The sequence below is a fragment of the Micromonospora sp. WMMB235 genome (assembly GCF_001855515.1).
Classification (GTDB): domain Bacteria; phylum Actinomycetota; class Actinomycetes; order Mycobacteriales; family Micromonosporaceae; genus Micromonospora; species Micromonospora aurantiaca.
Genome location: NZ_MDRX01000001.1, coordinates 5,719,552 through 5,735,888, shown reverse-complemented (window position 1 = coordinate 5,735,888; position 16,337 = coordinate 5,719,552). Strand labels below are relative to the sequence as shown.

Annotated in this window: 14 protein-coding genes; 6 read left to right on the top strand and 8 right to left on the bottom strand. The window is 73.3% G+C overall.

Annotated elements, in window-relative coordinates; all coding sequences use genetic code 11:
* Positions 1–6: 6 nt before the first annotated feature.
* Positions 7–876, top strand: a complete 870-nt coding sequence (locus BFV98_RS25510; protein ID WP_013288070.1) for a class F sortase — start codon at positions 7–9, stop codon at positions 874–876.
* Between the two features lie 9 nt (positions 877–885).
* On the opposite strand, the gene BFV98_RS25505 is transcribed toward BFV98_RS25510, so the two are convergent.
* On the bottom strand, positions 886–1,425 hold the full coding sequence (locus BFV98_RS25505) for an HNH endonuclease (protein WP_013288071.1): 540 nt from the start codon (positions 1,423–1,425) through the stop codon (positions 886–888).
* A 228-nt stretch (positions 1,426–1,653) separates the two neighbouring features.
* Here BFV98_RS25505 and BFV98_RS25500 point away from each other — a divergent pair, with 228 nt between their 5' ends.
* The 3 genes from BFV98_RS25500 (at position 1,654) to BFV98_RS25490 (ending at position 4,781) form a co-directional block, all read left to right on the top strand.
* Positions 1,654–2,709, top strand: a complete 1,056-nt coding sequence (locus BFV98_RS25500) for a mechanosensitive ion channel domain-containing protein (protein ID WP_030273292.1) — start codon at positions 1,654–1,656, stop codon at positions 2,707–2,709.
* A 233-nt stretch (positions 2,710–2,942) separates the two neighbouring features.
* Positions 2,943–4,316, top strand: a complete 1,374-nt coding sequence (locus BFV98_RS25495; RefSeq protein ID WP_030273289.1) for an MFS transporter — start codon at positions 2,943–2,945, stop codon at positions 4,314–4,316.
* A 78-nt stretch (positions 4,317–4,394) separates the two neighbouring features.
* Positions 4,395–4,781 carry a globin gene (locus tag BFV98_RS25490; protein ID WP_174361815.1) on the top strand — a complete coding sequence of 129 codons (387 nt, stop codon included), beginning with the start codon at positions 4,395–4,397 and terminating at the stop codon, positions 4,779–4,781.
* A gap of 7 nt (positions 4,782–4,788) precedes the next feature.
* Here the strand turns inward: BFV98_RS25490 and BFV98_RS25485 are convergent, their stop codons facing one another.
* The 4 genes from BFV98_RS25485 to ettA all read right to left on the bottom strand — a co-directional run bounded on the left by BFV98_RS25485 (position 4,789) and on the right by ettA (position 8,297).
* Positions 4,789–5,373, bottom strand: a complete 585-nt coding sequence (locus tag BFV98_RS25485) for a YbjN domain-containing protein (protein ID WP_013288075.1) — start codon at positions 5,371–5,373, stop codon at positions 4,789–4,791.
* A 131-nt stretch (positions 5,374–5,504) separates the two neighbouring features.
* The gene (locus BFV98_RS25480; protein WP_013288076.1) at positions 5,505–6,167 is read right to left on the bottom strand and encodes a hypothetical protein; all 663 of its coding nucleotides are present in this window, start codon (positions 6,165–6,167) and stop codon (positions 5,505–5,507) included.
* Positions 6,164–6,607 carry a thioesterase family protein gene (locus tag BFV98_RS25475; RefSeq protein WP_071098016.1) on the bottom strand — a complete coding sequence of 148 codons (444 nt, stop codon included), beginning with the start codon at positions 6,605–6,607 and terminating at the stop codon, positions 6,164–6,166. The genes BFV98_RS25480 and BFV98_RS25475 overlap by 4 nt, the downstream gene beginning before the upstream one ends.
* 13 nt (positions 6,608–6,620) lie before the next feature.
* The gene (gene ettA / locus BFV98_RS25470; protein ID WP_013288078.1) at positions 6,621–8,297 is read right to left on the bottom strand and encodes an energy-dependent translational throttle protein EttA; all 1,677 of its coding nucleotides are present in this window, start codon (positions 8,295–8,297) and stop codon (positions 6,621–6,623) included.
* Positions 8,298–8,676: 379 nt separating this feature from the next.
* Between ettA and BFV98_RS25465 the strand changes: the two genes are divergently transcribed.
* Both BFV98_RS25465 and otsB read left to right on the top strand, forming a co-directional pair.
* Positions 8,677–10,077: a trehalose-6-phosphate synthase gene (locus BFV98_RS25465; protein WP_013288079.1), complete on the top strand. Its 1,401-nt coding sequence runs from the start codon at positions 8,677–8,679 to the stop codon at positions 10,075–10,077.
* Positions 10,074–12,674, top strand: coding sequence for a trehalose-phosphatase (gene otsB / locus BFV98_RS25460; RefSeq protein ID WP_071098014.1), 2,601 nt, complete (start codon positions 10,074–10,076; stop codon positions 12,672–12,674). The genes BFV98_RS25465 and otsB overlap by 4 nt, the downstream gene beginning before the upstream one ends.
* A 171-nt stretch (positions 12,675–12,845) precedes the next feature.
* On the opposite strand, the gene cobA is transcribed toward otsB, so the two are convergent.
* From cobA to cobC, 3 genes are read right to left on the bottom strand one after another with little or no spacing between them, the layout of a single operon-like run.
* On the bottom strand, positions 12,846–14,096 hold the full coding sequence (cobA, locus tag BFV98_RS25455) for a uroporphyrinogen-III C-methyltransferase (RefSeq protein ID WP_013475462.1): 1,251 nt from the start codon (positions 14,094–14,096) through the stop codon (positions 12,846–12,848).
* Positions 14,093–15,166 (bottom strand): nicotinate-nucleotide--dimethylbenzimidazole phosphoribosyltransferase, encoded by a 1,074-nt coding sequence (gene cobT, locus BFV98_RS25450; protein WP_071098995.1) that lies wholly within the window; start codon positions 15,164–15,166, stop codon positions 14,093–14,095. The genes cobA and cobT overlap by 4 nt, the downstream gene beginning before the upstream one ends.
* Positions 15,166–16,248: an Rv2231c family pyridoxal phosphate-dependent protein CobC gene (gene cobC / locus BFV98_RS25445; protein ID WP_071098012.1), complete on the bottom strand. Its 1,083-nt coding sequence runs from the start codon at positions 16,246–16,248 to the stop codon at positions 15,166–15,168. The genes cobT and cobC overlap by 1 nt, the downstream gene beginning before the upstream one ends.
* Positions 16,249–16,337 lie beyond the last annotated feature (89 nt).

Genomic DNA, 16,337 nt, shown 5'->3' with positions numbered 1-16,337 from the left:
GCCGCAATGGCCCGCTCATCACGCCGCCGGGACCGTACCGGCCCGGCGGCGGACCGCACCCGCCGCGCCGCCGCCCGTCCCGGCCGCCGGTCGCCGGAGCGCGCCGGCCGGCTCCGGGCCGCGCTGCGGCTGACGTCCCGGGCCGCGCGCCGGTTCGCCCACGTCGCCGGGCACGCGTTCTCGGCCAGCGTCGCCACCGCCGACCCGCAGTCCCGGCCGGTCGAGGCCCGCGCCGGACGGACCACCACCCGCCGGTACGCCCCGAGCCGCAGCCCCGGCGTCCCGGTGCTCGTGGTGGCGAGCGTGATGGCGCTGATCGTGGCCATGCTCGGCGTGGAACGGGTGACCGGGGTCAGCGTGCTGCCGGACCGGATCGTCGCCGGCCTGCGCCCGCCGCCGAAGAAGTTCCCGGTGCTGCCGGCCAGCCCGCCGACGGACCTGAGCATCGGCAAGCTGAACCTGCGCGCGCCGGTGCACCGGGTCGGCATCGCGCCGGACGGCAGCATCGCGGTGCCGGACGTGGAGCGCGCAGGCGAGGTCGGCTGGTACGACCAGGGCCCCACCCCCGGCCAGTACGGACCGGCCGTGCTCGTCGGGCACGTCGACACCACCACCGGTCCGGCCGTCTTCCACGGGCTGAAGGAGCTGGACGACGGCGACCGGATCGAGGTGACCCGCGAGGACCGGTCGGTGGCGGTGTTCGAGGTGACCTCGATCGAGCGGTACGGCAAGGAGAAGCTGCCGGTGGAGGACGTCTACGGCGACTTCAGCCGGCCCAACCTGCGGCTGATCACGTGCGGCGGGCGCTGGGTGGGCGGCGAGACCGGGTACGCGGACAACCTGGTCGTCTACGCCGCGCTGGTCAAGGCGCGCTGAGCGGGCCGGTCAGGCCGCCTCGGGCTCGGGTTCGCGCAGGTCGAGCCAGTCCGCCCAGCGCGGGTCGGGGGCGCGGTGCCCGAGCACCCGCCACGCGGCTCCTTTGGGCGCGGCCGGCAGGTGGTGCAGCCGCCAGCCCAGCTCGGCGGGCGTCTTGTCGCCTTTGGTGTGGTTGCACCGCGCGCACGCGGCGACCACGTTCTCCCAGGCGTGCCGGCCGCCCCGGCTGCGCGGGAAGACGTGGTCGATGGTCTCGGCCGGCCCCCGGCAGTACGCGCACCGCCATCCGTCGCGGGCGAACACGGCCCGCCGGGACAACCCGACGTGGGTGCGGTACGGCACCCGGACGTAGCGGGTCAGGCGCACCACCGAGGGCACCGGTAACGCGTTGCGCGCGCTGTGCAGGATGCCCTCGCCGTCGGCGACGCAGACCGCCTTGGCGGAGAGGACGAGGATCGCGGCACGACGCACCGACACGACGCACAGGGGCTCGTAGGTGGCGTTGAGAACGAGTGCACCGGAGCCCGCCGTGGGTCGTATGTCAGGCATCGCGCTCACCCTCCCGGTCCAGTCGCTCCCGCCTCGTCTGCGCCGGAACCGCCCCGCGGACAGCGCGGGACGGCTCCGACGCCGGCCGGATCACCGACGTCCGTTGCGCCAATAGTCCCTGATCGCGCCCCGGATTGCACGTACTAATCCGGGGCTACCCCCCGGGTAGCGACACTTCGCCGAGGTGGCGGTGTCCGCCGCCCGCCAGGCGTGCGGTACGAAAGCAGAGTGAACGTCTCCGACCTGATCTCCGCCGTGCTGGCCGCCGTCTCCGACCGGAAGCCGGACTGCCAGGGCAGCAGCTCATGCGAGTGGGTGTACCGAGTGACGAACTCCGCCTGGTTCGCCGAGAGCAGCTACTGGATCCTGTTCAAGCCGCTGCGGGTGGCGCTGATCCTGCTGCTCGCGGTGGCCGCCCGGTGGGCGCTGCACCGGACCATCAACCGGCTGGTGCGGACCACCACCGACGGCGCGGTGCCGACCATGCTCCGCCCGCTGCGCGAGCGGATCCCCAGCGCCTCGCTCGACCCGGACCAGTTCGTGCCGGAGCGGCGGCGGCAGCGGGCCGAGGCGATCGGGTCGGTGCTGCGCAGCATGGTCACCGCGTTCGTCTTCGGCATCGCGCTGCTGATGGTGCTCAAGGAGTTCAGCTTCGACCTGGCCCCGCTGCTGGCGAGCGCGGGCATCGCCGGCGTGGCGCTCGGCTTCGGCGCGCAGAGCCTGGTCAAGGACCTGATCGCCGGCCTGTTCATGCTGATCGAGGACCAGTACGGCGTCGGCGACACGGTCGACCTGGGCGAGGCCACAGGCGTGGTCGAGGCGGTGGGGCTGCGGGTCACCACGGTCCGGGACGGCCGCGGCGTGCTCTGGTACATCCGCAACGGCGAGATCGTCCGCGTCGGGAACAAGAGCCAGGGCTGGGCGCTCGTCGTGGTCGACCTGCCGATCGGGTTCGCCGGCACCGAGGAGGCCACCGCCGTGCTGCGTACCGCGGCGGCGTCGGTGGCGCTGGACCCGGAGCTGGCGCCGAGCATCGTGGAGGAGCCGGAGGTCCTCGGCGTCGAGCAGATGACAGTCGACGGCGCGGTGATCCGTACCGTCGTCAAGACCACCGCGGACGGGCAGTTCGCGGTCGGCCGCGAGCTGCGCCGCCGCCTCGCGGAGGCGCTGGAGAACTCCGGCATCGTCGCGCAGATCGCGGCCGCACGGCTGTTCCCGGGCCTGCCGGTCCAGCCACCGGCGCCGCCCGCCGCCGAGGGTACGGGCACCGGCGGACCCACCTGAGTCGCCGGACGAGCCGGACGATTTCCGGGGTTCCGCACCGCGCGGCCCCTCGGGTATCGTCCGTTCGTTCAGTCGGAGATGCGACGATCAATCCGTTCGCCCTAGCCAGTTGTCAGACGATCGGGCAGAATCCGGTGCACACGCTCCACCGGGGGGCGTGCTCGTGTCCTCGCTGATCGGTTGATCTGACGACGGTTCCCGGTCGGGCCATCACAAGTGGTCGACCAGGAACGATGGAGGCGACGGTGTCCGACGCGCGACCCGCCCGGGAGGCCCCGGCCACCTTCCGGGACGTCTTCGGTCAGTCGGAGTTCCGCGCCATCTTCGCCGCCAACACCCTCTCCTGGGTGGGCGACTACCTGGCCCGCGCCGCGGTCACGGTGCTCGTGCTGCGCGAGACCGATTCGGTCGCGCTCTCCGCCGCCGCGTTCGCCGCCAGCTACCTTCCCTGGCTGGTCGGCGGCCCGCTGCTCTCCGCGCTCGCCGAGCGGCACAACTACCGCCGGGTCATGGTCGTCTGCGACCTCCTCCGGATGGCGCTGATGGCGCTGGTCGCGATGCCCTGGATGCCGACCTGGTCGATCTTCGCGCTGATCTTCCTGGCCACGCTCGCGAACCCGCCGAGCCAGGCGGCGCGGTCGGCGCTGATGCCGCATCTCCTGACCGGCGACCGGCTGGTCGTGGGCCTGGCCGCGTTCACCAGCGCCGGCCAGGCAGCCCAGGTCGTCGGTTACCTGATCGGCGCCACGGTGGCGGCGCTCAACCCGAACACCGCGCTGCTCGTCAACGCCGTGACCTTCGCCGTCTCGGCCGCGCTGGTCCGCTTCGGCGTCCGCGAGCGGCCACCGGCGATGGCCGAGGTGCACCGCAGCCACCTGCTGCGGGAGACCGTCCAGGGCTTCCGGATCGTCTTCGAGCGGCCGGTGCTGCGCGCCATCGCGGTGCTGGTGTTCAGCGCGATGCTCTTCTCGATCGTCCCCGAGGGACTGGCAGCGGGCTGGGCCGCCGACCGGACCGACGGCCGGATGGACGCCGGCACCGCGCAGGGGCTGATCATGGCCGCCGTCCCGGTCGGCTACATCCTCGGCGGGCTGACCATCAGCCGGCTCGTCGGCCCGGAGCGGCGGCTGACGCTGATGCGACCGTTGATGATCATCGCGCCGGCGACACTCGTACCCGCGTTGTTCAACCCGCCGCCGACGGTGGTGGCGCTGCTGGCCGGGGGGTGCGGTTTCGCCGTCGCCGGGCTCGTCCCGGTCGCCAACGGCCTGTTCGTACAGGCGCTGCCGGACGGCTTCCGGGCCCGGGCGTTCGGCGTCATGGCCAGCGGCACGCAGATCATCCAGGGTGCCGCGGTGCTGGTCACGGGCGCGCTCGCGGAGCGGTTCTCGGTCCCGTCGGTGGTCGGCGTCTGGAGCGCCGCCGGTGTGCTGATCATGACGGTCGCGGCGCTCGCCTGGCCCCGGCCACAGGTGATCCACGAGGCCGTCGCGGCCGCCCGCGCCGAGTCGGCGGCCGGCGGCGGGCCGGCGCACGCGCACGCGCCCGGCCCCGCGTCCGGTGACCGGAACCGCGAGCACGGGCGACACCGGCACGCGGTGACGTGATCCGCGCCGCCCGGCGGGCGGGCGCGGGTGCCGGGCCGCACCTGGCAGGATGGAAGCGTGACTTCCCCAGGCGAGTCGATGACCCTCTTCGAGGCGATCGGCGGTGAACCGGCCTTCCGCAAGCTGGTGGACGAGTTCTACGCCGGTGTGGCCGACGACCCGCTGCTGCGGCCGATGTACCCGGAGGAGGACCTGGGCCCGGCGGCGGACCGGCTGACCCTGTTCCTCATCCAGTACTGGGGCGGACCGCACACCTACTCCGAGCAGCGCGGCCACCCGCGGCTGCGGATGCGGCACGCCCCGTTCCGGATCGGCGCGGCCGAGCGGGACGCCTGGCTGCACCACATGCGCCGGGCGGTGGACACGCTCGACCTGCCGCCGCAGCTCGCCGCCGCGCTCTGGGACTACCTGGAGCGGGCCGCCTACTTCATGGTGAACGTGATGGAGGACCCGGCCGCGGGCTGAGCCCGGCTCAGAGCAGGGCGCCCTCGTCGTGCAGCCAGTCGACGAACGTGACGGCGACCGCGGCACCGCAGTCGAGCATCTCGACGAGCAGCGCGTCGTGGGCGCCGGCGCCGAGCGGGACCTGCAACTCGGCGTAGATCGGAAGCTGACCGCGCTCGGTCGGGTCGCCGATGTACGCCTTGCAGAAGCGCCGGGTGTGGTTCCACTCGTTCACGACGCGGTAGGCCCGGTCGGCCCAGTCCGGCGGGACCGTCGCGTGCGGGCGGGCCCGCATCACCAGGATCTCGTCGTCCGGGCCCTCCAGCGCGACGAGCACGGCGTGCCGCTCCCACATGGCCAGCAGGTTGCCGTCGCCGTCGGCCAGATAGCGGACGTCGAGCAGGTCGAGCGCGTCGCAGACCCGGCTCAGGGTGACCGGCGCGACGGTGGCCGGCATGTCCGCGAGGACCGGCCGCTCAGGTGGCGCCACGTCGTCCCCCGGCTGGCGAGGGGTCGGTGGGCCGACCCGGATGGTGTCATCCACTGTGGTCCCGCTTCGAGTCTCCGGCTCCCCGCCAGCGGCGGGACCAGGGCGCCATGACCACCACGGCATCGCTCGCGCACCTCACTCCCCAGCGGATCCGGACGCCTACGGTGCGTTGGATCCGAGGATGGACGGTACCCGGACAGACGGCGTGAGGCATCCCCCCAACGACCGCCCCAAACCGGAAGGACGAAGCGGGGTCATCCGTTCGGATGACCTACCGTCGGCCTGAGTGCAAGATCGGCGACGGTACGCGACCAGGCCGCCCCGAACGGTCCGACGAGTCCGACCCATCGACCAGCCGTACGCACCTGAACGTCGTCCGCGCCCGCGCCGAGGAAACCCATCCGAACCAGGGCCTGCACCAGCCGCTGCGACACCTCCACGGGTGTGCGAGGCGCCTCGTCCGGGGTCACCACCACGGCGACGTGGTCCAGCAGCGCGTCCCGCAGCACCCGCTGCCCGACCGCGCGGCCCGCCACGCCGTGCGTGGCCGCCTCGCGCAGCGTCCCGGCCGCCGCCTCCGCGATCCGGAGCAGTTCGGCGCCGGGCAGCGCCTCCACCGCCCGGCTCGCGGCCGGTGGGAGCTGCCACCGCCAGCCGTCGTCCCGGCGTACCGGAAGCGCGGCGCCCCCGGCGGAGAGTTCGGCCAGCAGTTCCCCCGCGGCGACCGTGACGTCCCCGGGAGCGGCGCCGGGCACGGTTCGGACCACGAGCACCCCCCACGGCAGACGCGCCCAGAGGGCGGTACGGCCCGCCCCGGGCACCGGCCGCAGCCGGACCAGCGTGGCCGGGTCGAACCGGACCAGCCGGGCCAGGAAGGCCCCGGCGTCGGCCGTCCCGGTCAACCCGTGCCCGGTCATCCGCTCAGCCCCGGCGCGTAGCGGAGCAGGAACGCCCGCTCCTCCGGCGAGATCCGGCGCGGGCGCTGCGCCGTCAGGTCGAACGGCACCAGCAGCGACCGGGCGGTGCCGGCCAGCGTGTCGCCGTCGTACAGCTCGTACGCGACCGAGAAGGAGGCGGCCCTGATCTGGTCCACCCACAGCTCGATCCGTACCGTCGGGGCGGCCTCCGCGCTGGCCCGGCCGAGCGCGTAGTCGACCGGGCGCAGGTAGTCGACCTCGTGCCGGCGGATGACCACACCGTCGGCGAACGAGCCCACTCCCCACGCCCGGCCGCCGGCGAACATCATCGCCACCCGGGCCTCCTCGTAGAGCGTGAGGAAGCGGGCGTTGTTGACGTGGCCGTACGCGTCCAGGTCGGACCAGCGCAGCGTGCAGTGGTAGACGAACCGGTCAGACAAGGGTCGGCCCCGGTCAGTCGCGGGTGAGCTTGCGGTAGGTCACCCGGTGCGGACGGGCCGCCTCGGCGCCGAGCCGGTCGACCTTGTTCTTCTCGTACGCCTCGAAGTTGCCCTCGAACCAGAACCACTTGGCCGGGTTCTGGTCGTCGCCCTCCCAGGCCAGGATGTGCGTGGCGACCCGGTCCAGGAACATCCGGTCGTGGGAGATGACCACGGCGCAGCCGGGGAACTCCAGCAGCGCGTTCTCCAGGCTGGACAGCGTCTCCACGTCCAGGTCGTTCGTCGGCTCGTCGAGCAGGATCACGTTGCCGCCGATCTTGAGCGTCAGCGCCAGGTTGAGCCGGTTGCGCTCGCCGCCGGAGAGCACCTTGGTCGGCTTCTGCTGGTCCGGCCCCTTGAAGCCGAACGCGGCGATGTACGCCCGGGACGGCATCTCGACCTTGCCCACCATGAGGTGGTCCAGCCCGTCGGAGACGACCTCCCAGACGGTCTTGTCGCCGTCCAGGCCCTGCCGGTTCTGGTCGACGTACGACAGCGAGACGGTCTCGCCGACCCGGACCGAGCCGCCGGTCGGCTGCTCCAGCCCGACGATGGTCTTGAACAGCGTGGTCTTGCCGACGCCGTTCGGGCCGATGATGCCGACGATGCCGTTGCGGGGCAGCGAGAACGACAGGTCGTCGATCAGCACCCGGTCACCGAACGCCTTGGTGAGGTTCTGCGCCTCGATGACCGTGTTGCCCAGACGCGGGCCCGGCGGGATCTGGATCTCCTCGAAGTCCAGCTTCCGGGTCTTCTCCGCCTCGGCGGCCATCTCGTCGTAGCGGTCCAGGCGGGCCTTGGACTTGGTCTGCCGCGCCTTGGCGTTCGAGCGGACCCACTCCAGTTCCTCGGACAGCCGCTTCTTCATCTTGGCGTCGCGGCGTCCCTCGACGGAGAGCCGGGCGGCCTTCTTCTCCAGGTAGGTGGAGTAGTTGCCCTCGTACGGGTAGGCCCGGCCGCGGTCCAGCTCCAGGATCCAGTTGGCCACGTTGTCCAGGAAGTACCGGTCGTGGGTGATCGCCAGGACGGTGCCGGCGTACTTCGCCAGGTGCTGCTCCAGCCACTGCACGCTCTCCGCGTCCAGGTGGTTGGTGGGCTCGTCGAGCAGCAGCAGGTCCGGCGCCTCCAGCAGCAGCTTGCACAGCGCCACCCGGCGGCGCTCACCACCGGAGAGCTGGGTGACGTCGGCGTCCGGCGGCGGGCAGCGCAGCGCGTCCATGGCCAGTTCGAGCTTGGAGTCGATGTCCCACGCGTCGGCGGCGTCCAGCTCCTCCTGGAGCTTGCCCATCTCCTCCATCAGCTCGTCGGAGTAGTCGGTGGCCATCTGCTCGGCGATGGCGTTGAACCGCTCCAGCTTGGCCTTGGTCTCGGCGACCGCCTCCTCGACGTTGCCGAGGACCGTCTTCTCCTCGTTGAGCGGCGGCTCCTGCGCGAGCATGCCGACGGAGTAGCCGGGCATGAGCCGGGCCTCGCCGTTGCTCGGCCGGTCCAGCCCTGCCATGATCTTGAGGAGGCTGGACTTACCGGCGCCGTTCGGACCGACCACCCCGATCTTGACACCCGGCAGGAAGTTCAGCGTCACGTTGTCGAGCACGACCTTGTCGCCGTGCGCCTTGCGCGCCTTGTCCAGGACGTAGATGAACTGGGCCACGGTGCGGGCTACCTCCGTCGGTTGCGATCGCGGGCTTGTCGGGTGCGGGGCGCGGGCGTCGATCTCCGCCTGCCGCCGCCGGCCGGGAGCCGGCCGCGCGCACGCCGCCGTCAATCCTGACAGGTACGGACCGCCACGCCCACATCACCCCACCCCAGGGGTACGGCGGCGAGCCTCGTCGCCGACGCCGGTAGCACTCGTGGACGTCTCCGGTACGACCGGGAAGAGCCGAACTGCGGGCCCGGGTGTCGACAAGATCACGCGTTGGGTTCGGCGGTTCTGGGACGGGTAGGTAACTCCGGCACGGGGGATCAGACGCCGCAGCTACGCTCAGTACGCTCATCGCGGTGGACCCGTCAGTACCCGGAGGTGGCCGATCGTGACCGTCCGTAGCTCCTTTGTCGTAGTGGCCAACCGTCTGCCGGTCGACGAGGTGAGCACACCCGAGGGGCGGCAGTGGCGGCGCAGCCCCGGCGGGCTGGTGACCGCGCTGCACCCGGTGCTGGCCGAGCACCAGGGCACCTGGGTGGGGTGGGCCGGCGGCACCGGCGCCGCGCCCGAGCCGTTCGACCTGGAGGGCATCCGGCTGCACCCGGTGCCGTTGAGCGCCGAGGAGCTGGAGCGCTACTACGAGGGCCAGTCGAACGCGACGATCTGGCCGCTCTACCACGACGCGGTGGAGACGCCCGCCTACAAGCGGCGCTGGCGCGAGGCGTACCGGCTGGTGAACGCCCGGTTCGCGGAGGCCGCGGCGGACGTGGCCGCCGAGGGCGCGACGGTCTGGGTCCAGGACTACCAGCTCCAGCTCGTGCCGGCGATGCTCCGCGAGCTGCGGCCGGACCTGCGGATCGGCTTCTTCCTGCACATCCCGTTCCCGCCGATCGAGCTGTTCATGCAGATGCCGTTCCGCACCGAGATCCTCCGTGGACTGCTCGGCGCGGACCTGGTCGGCTTCCAGCAGCGCCTGGCGGCGCAGAACTTCGTCCGGCTGGCCCGGCACCTGCTCGGCCTGCGCTACGAGGGCCAGATGATCCAGGTCGACGGCCGGCAGGTGAAGGCCGGCGCGTTCCCCATCTCGATCGACACCAAGGAGATGGAGCGGCTGGCCGAGGACCCCGCGATCCAGGCCCGGGCCAAGCAGATCCGCGAGGAGCTGGGCAACCCGAAGACGATCATCCTGGGCGTCGACCGGCTCGACTACACCAAGGGCATCGAACTCCGGCTGAAGGCCTTCCGAGAACTCCTCGCTGACGGAAAGTTGACAGTTCCGGACGCGGTTATGGTGCAGGTCGCCACGCCCAGCCGCGAGCGCGTGGAGCACTACCAGGCACTTCGGGTGAAGGTGGAACGCGAGGTTGGCCGGATCAATGGTGAATTCGGCCGGGTCGGCGTGCCTGCAGTGCATTATCTGCATCAGTCGTACAGTCGCTCCGAACTGGCCGCGATGTACGTCGCGGCCGACGTGATGATGGTGACCCCGCTGCGAGACGGAATGAATCTGGTGGCCAAGGAGTACGTCGCATCGCGCGCCGACCAGGGCGGCGCGCTCGTGCTCAGTGAGTTCGCCGGCGCCGCGACAGAGCTGCGCCAGGCGTTCCTGTGTAATCCGCACGACCCGGACGCGGTGAAGGACGCGTTGCTGCGGGCCGTGCATGTCGAAAAGCCCGAAGCCCGCCGCCGGATGCGCGTCATGCAGCGCCATCTGCGCAGCCACGACGTGGGCCACTGGGCCAAGTCGTTCCTCAGCGAGCTCGGCGTCCCCGATACGGAGGCTGCGTGACCTCGCCCGCCCCCGCCGCCGCCCACGGCGGCGTGCTGGATCCCGAACTGCGTGCCGCCATCGGCCGTATCGCCCGGGTTCCGCAACTCCTGGTCGCCTGCGACTACGACGGCACGCTGGCGCCGATCGTCGAGGACCCCAGCAAGGCAGTGCCGCTGCCCGAGTCGGTGGCGGCCGTACGCGCGCTCGCCGCGCTGCCGCAGACGAGCGTCGCCGTCGTCTCCGGCCGGGCGCTGCGCGACCTGGCCACGCTCTCGCGGCTGCCCAGCGAGGTGCACCTCGTCGGCAGCCACGGCTCGGAGTTCGACATCGGCTTCGTCGAGCGGCTCACCCCCGAGCTGATCGCGGTCCGGCACCGGCTCCGCGAGGCGCTGCGCGAGATCGCCGCCGAGCACCCGGGCATCCGCCTGGAACGCAAGCCGGCCAGCGTCGCAGTGCACACCCGCGGTGTGGACCCGCACATCGCCGCCCGGGCCGTCGAGGCGGTCCGCAACGGCCCCGCGACCTGGGAGGGCGTGACAGTCACCCAGGGCAAGGAGGTCATCGAGCTGTCGGTGGTCGTCACCAACAAGGGCACCGCCGTCGACCAGCTCCGCACCCAGCTCGCCGCGAGCGCGGTGCTGTTCATCGGCGACGACGTCACCGACGAGAACGCCTTCGGCAACCTGACCGGGCCGGACGTCGGCATCAAGATCGGTCCCGGGGAGACCCGGGCCGACTACCGGGTGGCCGAGCCGATCGAGGCGGCCCGGGCGCTCGGGCTGCTGCTGGAGACGCGGCGGCACTGGCTGTTCGGCGAGCGGGCGGTGCCGATCGAGCGGCACTCGATGCTCGCCAACGGCCGTACCGTCGCGCTCGTCACACCGGAAGCCAAGATCACCTGGCTGTGCCACCCGAAGCCGGACTCGGCGGCGATCTTCGCCGACCTGGTCGGCGGCAGCCCGGCCGGGCATTTCACGGTCGGCCCGGAGCGGGGCGGCATCCCGCTGGGCCAGCGCTACCGCAGCAACACGATGACGGTCGAGACCCGCTGGTCCGGCCTGACCGTGACCGACTGGCTCGACCTGCCGGTACGGGAGACCACGCCGGACGACCCCGCAGTGGTCAGCGGCGACTCGACACTGGTCCGGGTGCTCAGCGGCACCGGGCGGGCCCGGGTCGAGTTCGCGCCGCGCCCCGAGTTCGGGCAGGTGGCGGTGCAGCTCCAGCCGCTCGACGACGGCCTGCTGGTGCTCGGCTCCAACGAGCCGGTCGCGCTGCACTCCCCCGGCGTCGAGTGGGAGGTCACCAACGACGCCGGCTACGAGACCGCGAAGGCGGTGGTCGACCTGTCCGCCGCCGGTGGCCAGGTGGTGCTGGAGCTGCGCTTCGGCACGCAGAGCCTGGAACCGCACCGGCTGCCGCTGCACGAGCGGCAGGCCGCCGCGGAGCAGCCCTGGAAGGACTGGGTGGCCTCGCTGCGGCTGCCCGCGACCGCCCGGGACCTGGTCGCCCGCAGCGCGCTGACGCTGCGCGGCCTCTGCCACGAACCGACCGGCTCGATCCTCGCCGCGGCCACCACGTCGCTGCCGGAGGAACTGGGCGGTGTCCGCAACTGGGACTACCGCTACTGCTGGCTGCGGGACGCCGCGATGACCGCCCGCGCGCTGGTCGACCTCGGCTCGACCGAGGAGGCCGAAGGGCTGCTGCGCTGGATCGACGGCGTGGTCGAGCGCACCGGCGGGCACCCGGAGCGGCTGCACCCGCTCTACACGGTGGACGGCTTCGAACTGGGCGCCGAGGCGGTCATCGACACGCTGCCCGGCTACGCCGGCTCCCGGCCGGTACGCGTCGGCAACCTCGCCAACCACCAGCTCCAGCTCGACGTCTTCGGCCCGGTCGCGGACCTGATCGCGGCGGTGGCCGACGCCCGTGGCTCGATCCGCGACGACGAGTGGCGAGTGCTGGAGAACATGGTCGAGGCGGTACGCCGCCGCTGGCACGAGCCCGACCACGGCATCTGGGAGGCCCGCCTCCCCCCGCGGCACCACGTCTTCTCCAAGGTCATGCTCTGGATGACGGTGGACCGCGCGCTGCACGTCGTACGCCGCCACGGCGGCGAGGACCGGCCCGAGTGGGTCGAGCTGCGCGACCGGATCGCCTCGAACGTGCTGGAGCACGGCTGGCACCCGGAGGCCGAGGCGTACAGCGTCGCCTACGGGTACGAGGAGATGGACGCCTCGTCACTGTGGATCGGCATCTCCGGGCTGCTCGCCGGCGACGACCCGCGCTTCCTCTCCACCGTGCTCAAGATCGAGGCGGAGTTGCGCAGCGGTCCGGTCGTCTACCGGTACCACTGGGACGACGGCCTGCCCGGCCGGGAGGGCGGCTTCCACATCTGCACGTCGTGGCTGATCGAGGCGTACCTGCGCACCGGTCGCCGCAGCGATGCCGAGGAGCTGTTCACCCAGATGGTCGACACGGCCGGGCCGACCGGGCTGCTGCCGGAGCAGTACGACCCGCTGGCCGAGCGCGGGCTGGGCAACCACCCGCAGGCGTACAGCCACCTCGGCCTGATCCGCTGCGCCCTGCTGCTGGACAACATGCTCAAGCAGTGACCTGACCGAAGCACAAGACGGCGGCGAGGACCCCAAGGTCCCCGCCGCCGTCCCCGTCCCACCCCAGCCCCAGCCCCAGCCCCGCCTCCAGCCCGGCGATCTTGCACTTGCTGCCCCGGCGAAGGGGCTATAACGGGCACCGAGCGGGCACCAAGTGCAAGATCGGCGCTATCAGGGGGCGGCGGGCGGGGTCAGGGCGTGGACCACGTCGCCGAGCACCACGATCGCGGGTGGGCGCAGCGCGGCGGCCTCGACGTCGGCGGCGACCCGGCCCAGCGTGGAGCGCAGCATCCGCTGGGCGGCTGTGGTGCCCTCCTGGATCACCGCGGCGGGAGTGTCAGCCGGCTTGCCGTGCGCGATCAGGGTGGCACCGATCGCGGCGAGGTTCTTCAGGCCCATCAGGATCACGAGCGTGCCCCGCAGCCCGGCCAGGGCGTCCCAGCGCACCAGCGACGCGGGCGCGTCGGGCGCGAGGTGCCCGGAGACCACTGTGAACTCGTGCGCCACGCCCCGGTGGGTCACCGGCACCCCGGCCACCTCCGGCACCGCGATCGCGCTCGTCACGCCGGGCACCACAGTCACCGGCACGCCCGCCTCGGCGCAGGCCAGCAACTCCTCGCCCCCACGGCCGAAGACGTACGGGTCGCCGCCCTTGAGCCGTACCACCACCTTGCCGGCCCGCGCCCGGTCCACCAGGATCCGGTTGATCTCCTCCTGGGCACGGGACGGCCCGTACGGGATCTTGGAGGCGTCGACCAGCTCGACGTCCGGGCGCAACTCGTCCAGGAGCAGGCCGGGCACGAGCCGGTCGGCGACGACCACCTCGGCCTCGGTGAGCAGCCGCCACCCCTTCACGGTGATCAGCTCCGGGTCGCCCGGTCCGGATCCGACAAGTGCGACGCGCCCTCCGGTGTTAAGAGGGGGCCCTTCCTCTACCGCAGGCGTTAAGAGGGGGCCCTTCCTTCCGAGCAGGGCGCGGATGGCGTCGCGGGTCGCCATCGCTCGGCGGGGGTCGCCGCCGCCGAGGACCGCCACTGTGACCGGTCCGTGCCGGGTCACCGCCGGGGTCCACGCGCTCGCCGCCGTCCGGTCGTCGGCGCGTACGCAGAAGATCCGCCGCTCGGCCGCGGCGGCGCTGACCGCAGCGGCGGCGGCCCGGTCGTCGACCGCCACCTGGACCAGCCACGCACCGTCCAGGTCGCCGGGGACGAACCGGCGCGGCTCCCAGTGCAGCCGCCCGGCGTCGACGTGCGCGCGCAGCGCCGGGGTCAGCTCGGGCGACACCAGCAGCACGTCCGCGCCGGCGTCGAGCAGCGCGGGCACCCGCCGGGTCGCGACCGCTCCCCCGCCGACGACGACCACGCGCCGCCCGCCCAGCCGCAACCCCAGCGGGTACGGGCTCGGCGGCGTCGGCCCGGTCACTTCTCCGCCACCCCGGCGGAGTCGAACGTCGCCACCTCGTGCAGCACCCGGACCGCGCCGGTGACCACCGGCAGGGCGAGCAGCGCTCCGGTGCCCTCGCCGAGCCGCAGCCCCAGGTCGATCAGCGGTTCCAGGCCGAGGTGCCGCAGCGCCGCCGTGGCGCCCGGCTCGGCGCTGCGGTGCCCGGCGACCATGGCGCCCACGGCGTCCGGCGCGAACGCGGCGGCGGCGAGCGCGGCGCTCACCGCGATCACGCCGTCGAGCAGCACCGGCACCCGGCGCGCGGCGGCGCCGAGGATCAGGCCGGTCAGCGCGGCGTGCTCCAGCCCGCCGACGGTCGCCAGCACGCCCAGCGGGTCGGCCGGGTCGGGCTCGTGCCGGGCCAGCGCGGCCCGCACCACAGCCACCTTGCGGGCGTACGTCTCGTCGTCGACCCCGGTGCCCCGGCCGGTGGCCGCCTCGGCGTCCACGCCGGAGAACGCGGCGATGAGCGTGGCGGACGGGGTGGTGTTGCCGATGCCCATGTCGCCGGTGAGCAGGATGCCCGCCCCGGCGTCGATCAGTTCGCCGGCGACCCGGATGCCGGTCTCGACGGCCGAGCGGGCCTCGTCCCGGGTCAGCGCCGCGGTGACCGTCATGTCGCGGGTACCGGGCCGTACGTTCGTGGCCACCAGGCGCGGCCCGGCCGGGTCACCGGGCTCGTCGGCACCGGGGATCGGGGTGGCCACGCCGACGTCCACCACTGTGATCGAGGCACCGGCCTGGCGGGCGAACGCGTTGACCACCGCGCCGCCGGCCAGGAAGTTGGCGATCATCTGGGCGGTGACCTCCTGCGGCCACGGGGTCACGCCCTGGGCGTGCACGCCGTGGTCACCGGCGAAGATCGCCACCGCGGCCGGTTCGGGCAGTGGCGGTGGGCAGGCGCCGGCCAGCCCGGCGAGGCGTACCGAGAGCGGCTCCAGGGCGCCGAGCGAGCCGGCGGGCTTGGTCAGCCGCCCCTGCAACTCGCGGGCCGCCGCCATGGCGGCCTCGTCCAGCGGCCGGATCGCCGCGACTGTGGACTCCAGCATCATGCCTCCAGGATCCGTGCCAGCGTCTCGATGAACGCGTCGGTGGTGCGCCGGTCGCGTACGGCGATCCGGAGCCAGTCCGGGCCGAGCCCGGGGAACGTGTCGCCCCGGCGTACCGCCCAGCCGTGGGCGCGCAGCCGCTCGCGTACGTCGGCGGCGCCGACCACGTGGATCAGGACGAAGGCGGCGGCCGGGCGGCCCGCCACGCGTACCCCCGGCAGGCCGGACAGGCGGGCCACCAGGTGGTCGCGGTCGGCGGCGAGTTCGGCGGCGATGGCGCGTTCGGCGGCGACGGCGGCCGGCGCGGCGCAGGCGGTGGCGGCGGCGAGCGCCGGGGTGGAGACCGCCCAGAGCGGCTGCGCGGCGGCGAACCGGGCCAGCAGCGCGGCGTCGCCGAGCAGGTAGCCGATCCGCAGCCCGGCCAGGCCCCAGGTCTTGGTGAGGCTGCGGACCACCACGAGGCCGGGGAGGTCGCGGCGGGCGGCGAGCGACTCGGGCTCGCCGTCGACGCCGGGCGCGGCTGTGGTGTCGGCGAACGCCTCGTCGACCACGAGCACCCGGCCGGGACGGGCCAGCGCGGCGATGGTGTCCGCCGGGTGCAGGACCGAGGTCGGGTTCGTGGGGTTGCCGATCATGACCAGGTCGGCGTCGCCGGGGACGCGGGCCGGGTCCAGGCGGAAGCCGTCGGCCGGGTCGAGCAGCACCCGGTCGACCCGGTGCCCGGCGGCCCGCAGCGCGGCCTCCGGCTCGGTGAACTGCGGGTGCACCACAACGGGGTGGCGGACGCCGGACAGCGCGCGGGCGATCAGGACGAAACCCTCGGCGGCGCCGGCGGTGAGGAGTACCTCCTCCGGGGGTCGCCCGTGCCGGTGAGCGACGGCGGCGCGGGCCGGGGCCGGGTCCGGATACGCGGCCAGGTCGCCCAGCGCCGCGGTGATCGGGTCGGCCAGCCAGTCCGGCATCGGGGCGCGGCGCACGTTCACCGCCAGGTCCACCAGGCCGGGAGTGGCCTCGGCGTCCCCGTGGTGGCCCAGGTCGGGCTCGTCGAGCGCGGCGGCGCTCCCGGTCGGTGCTGCGGGCATGTCCGCGATCCTGCCGGGTAGCCGCCGCCCGGGACAGCGCATCCCGGCGTGGGTCGCGTCACGGTCCGCCGGTTTATGAGTTCTTCTCA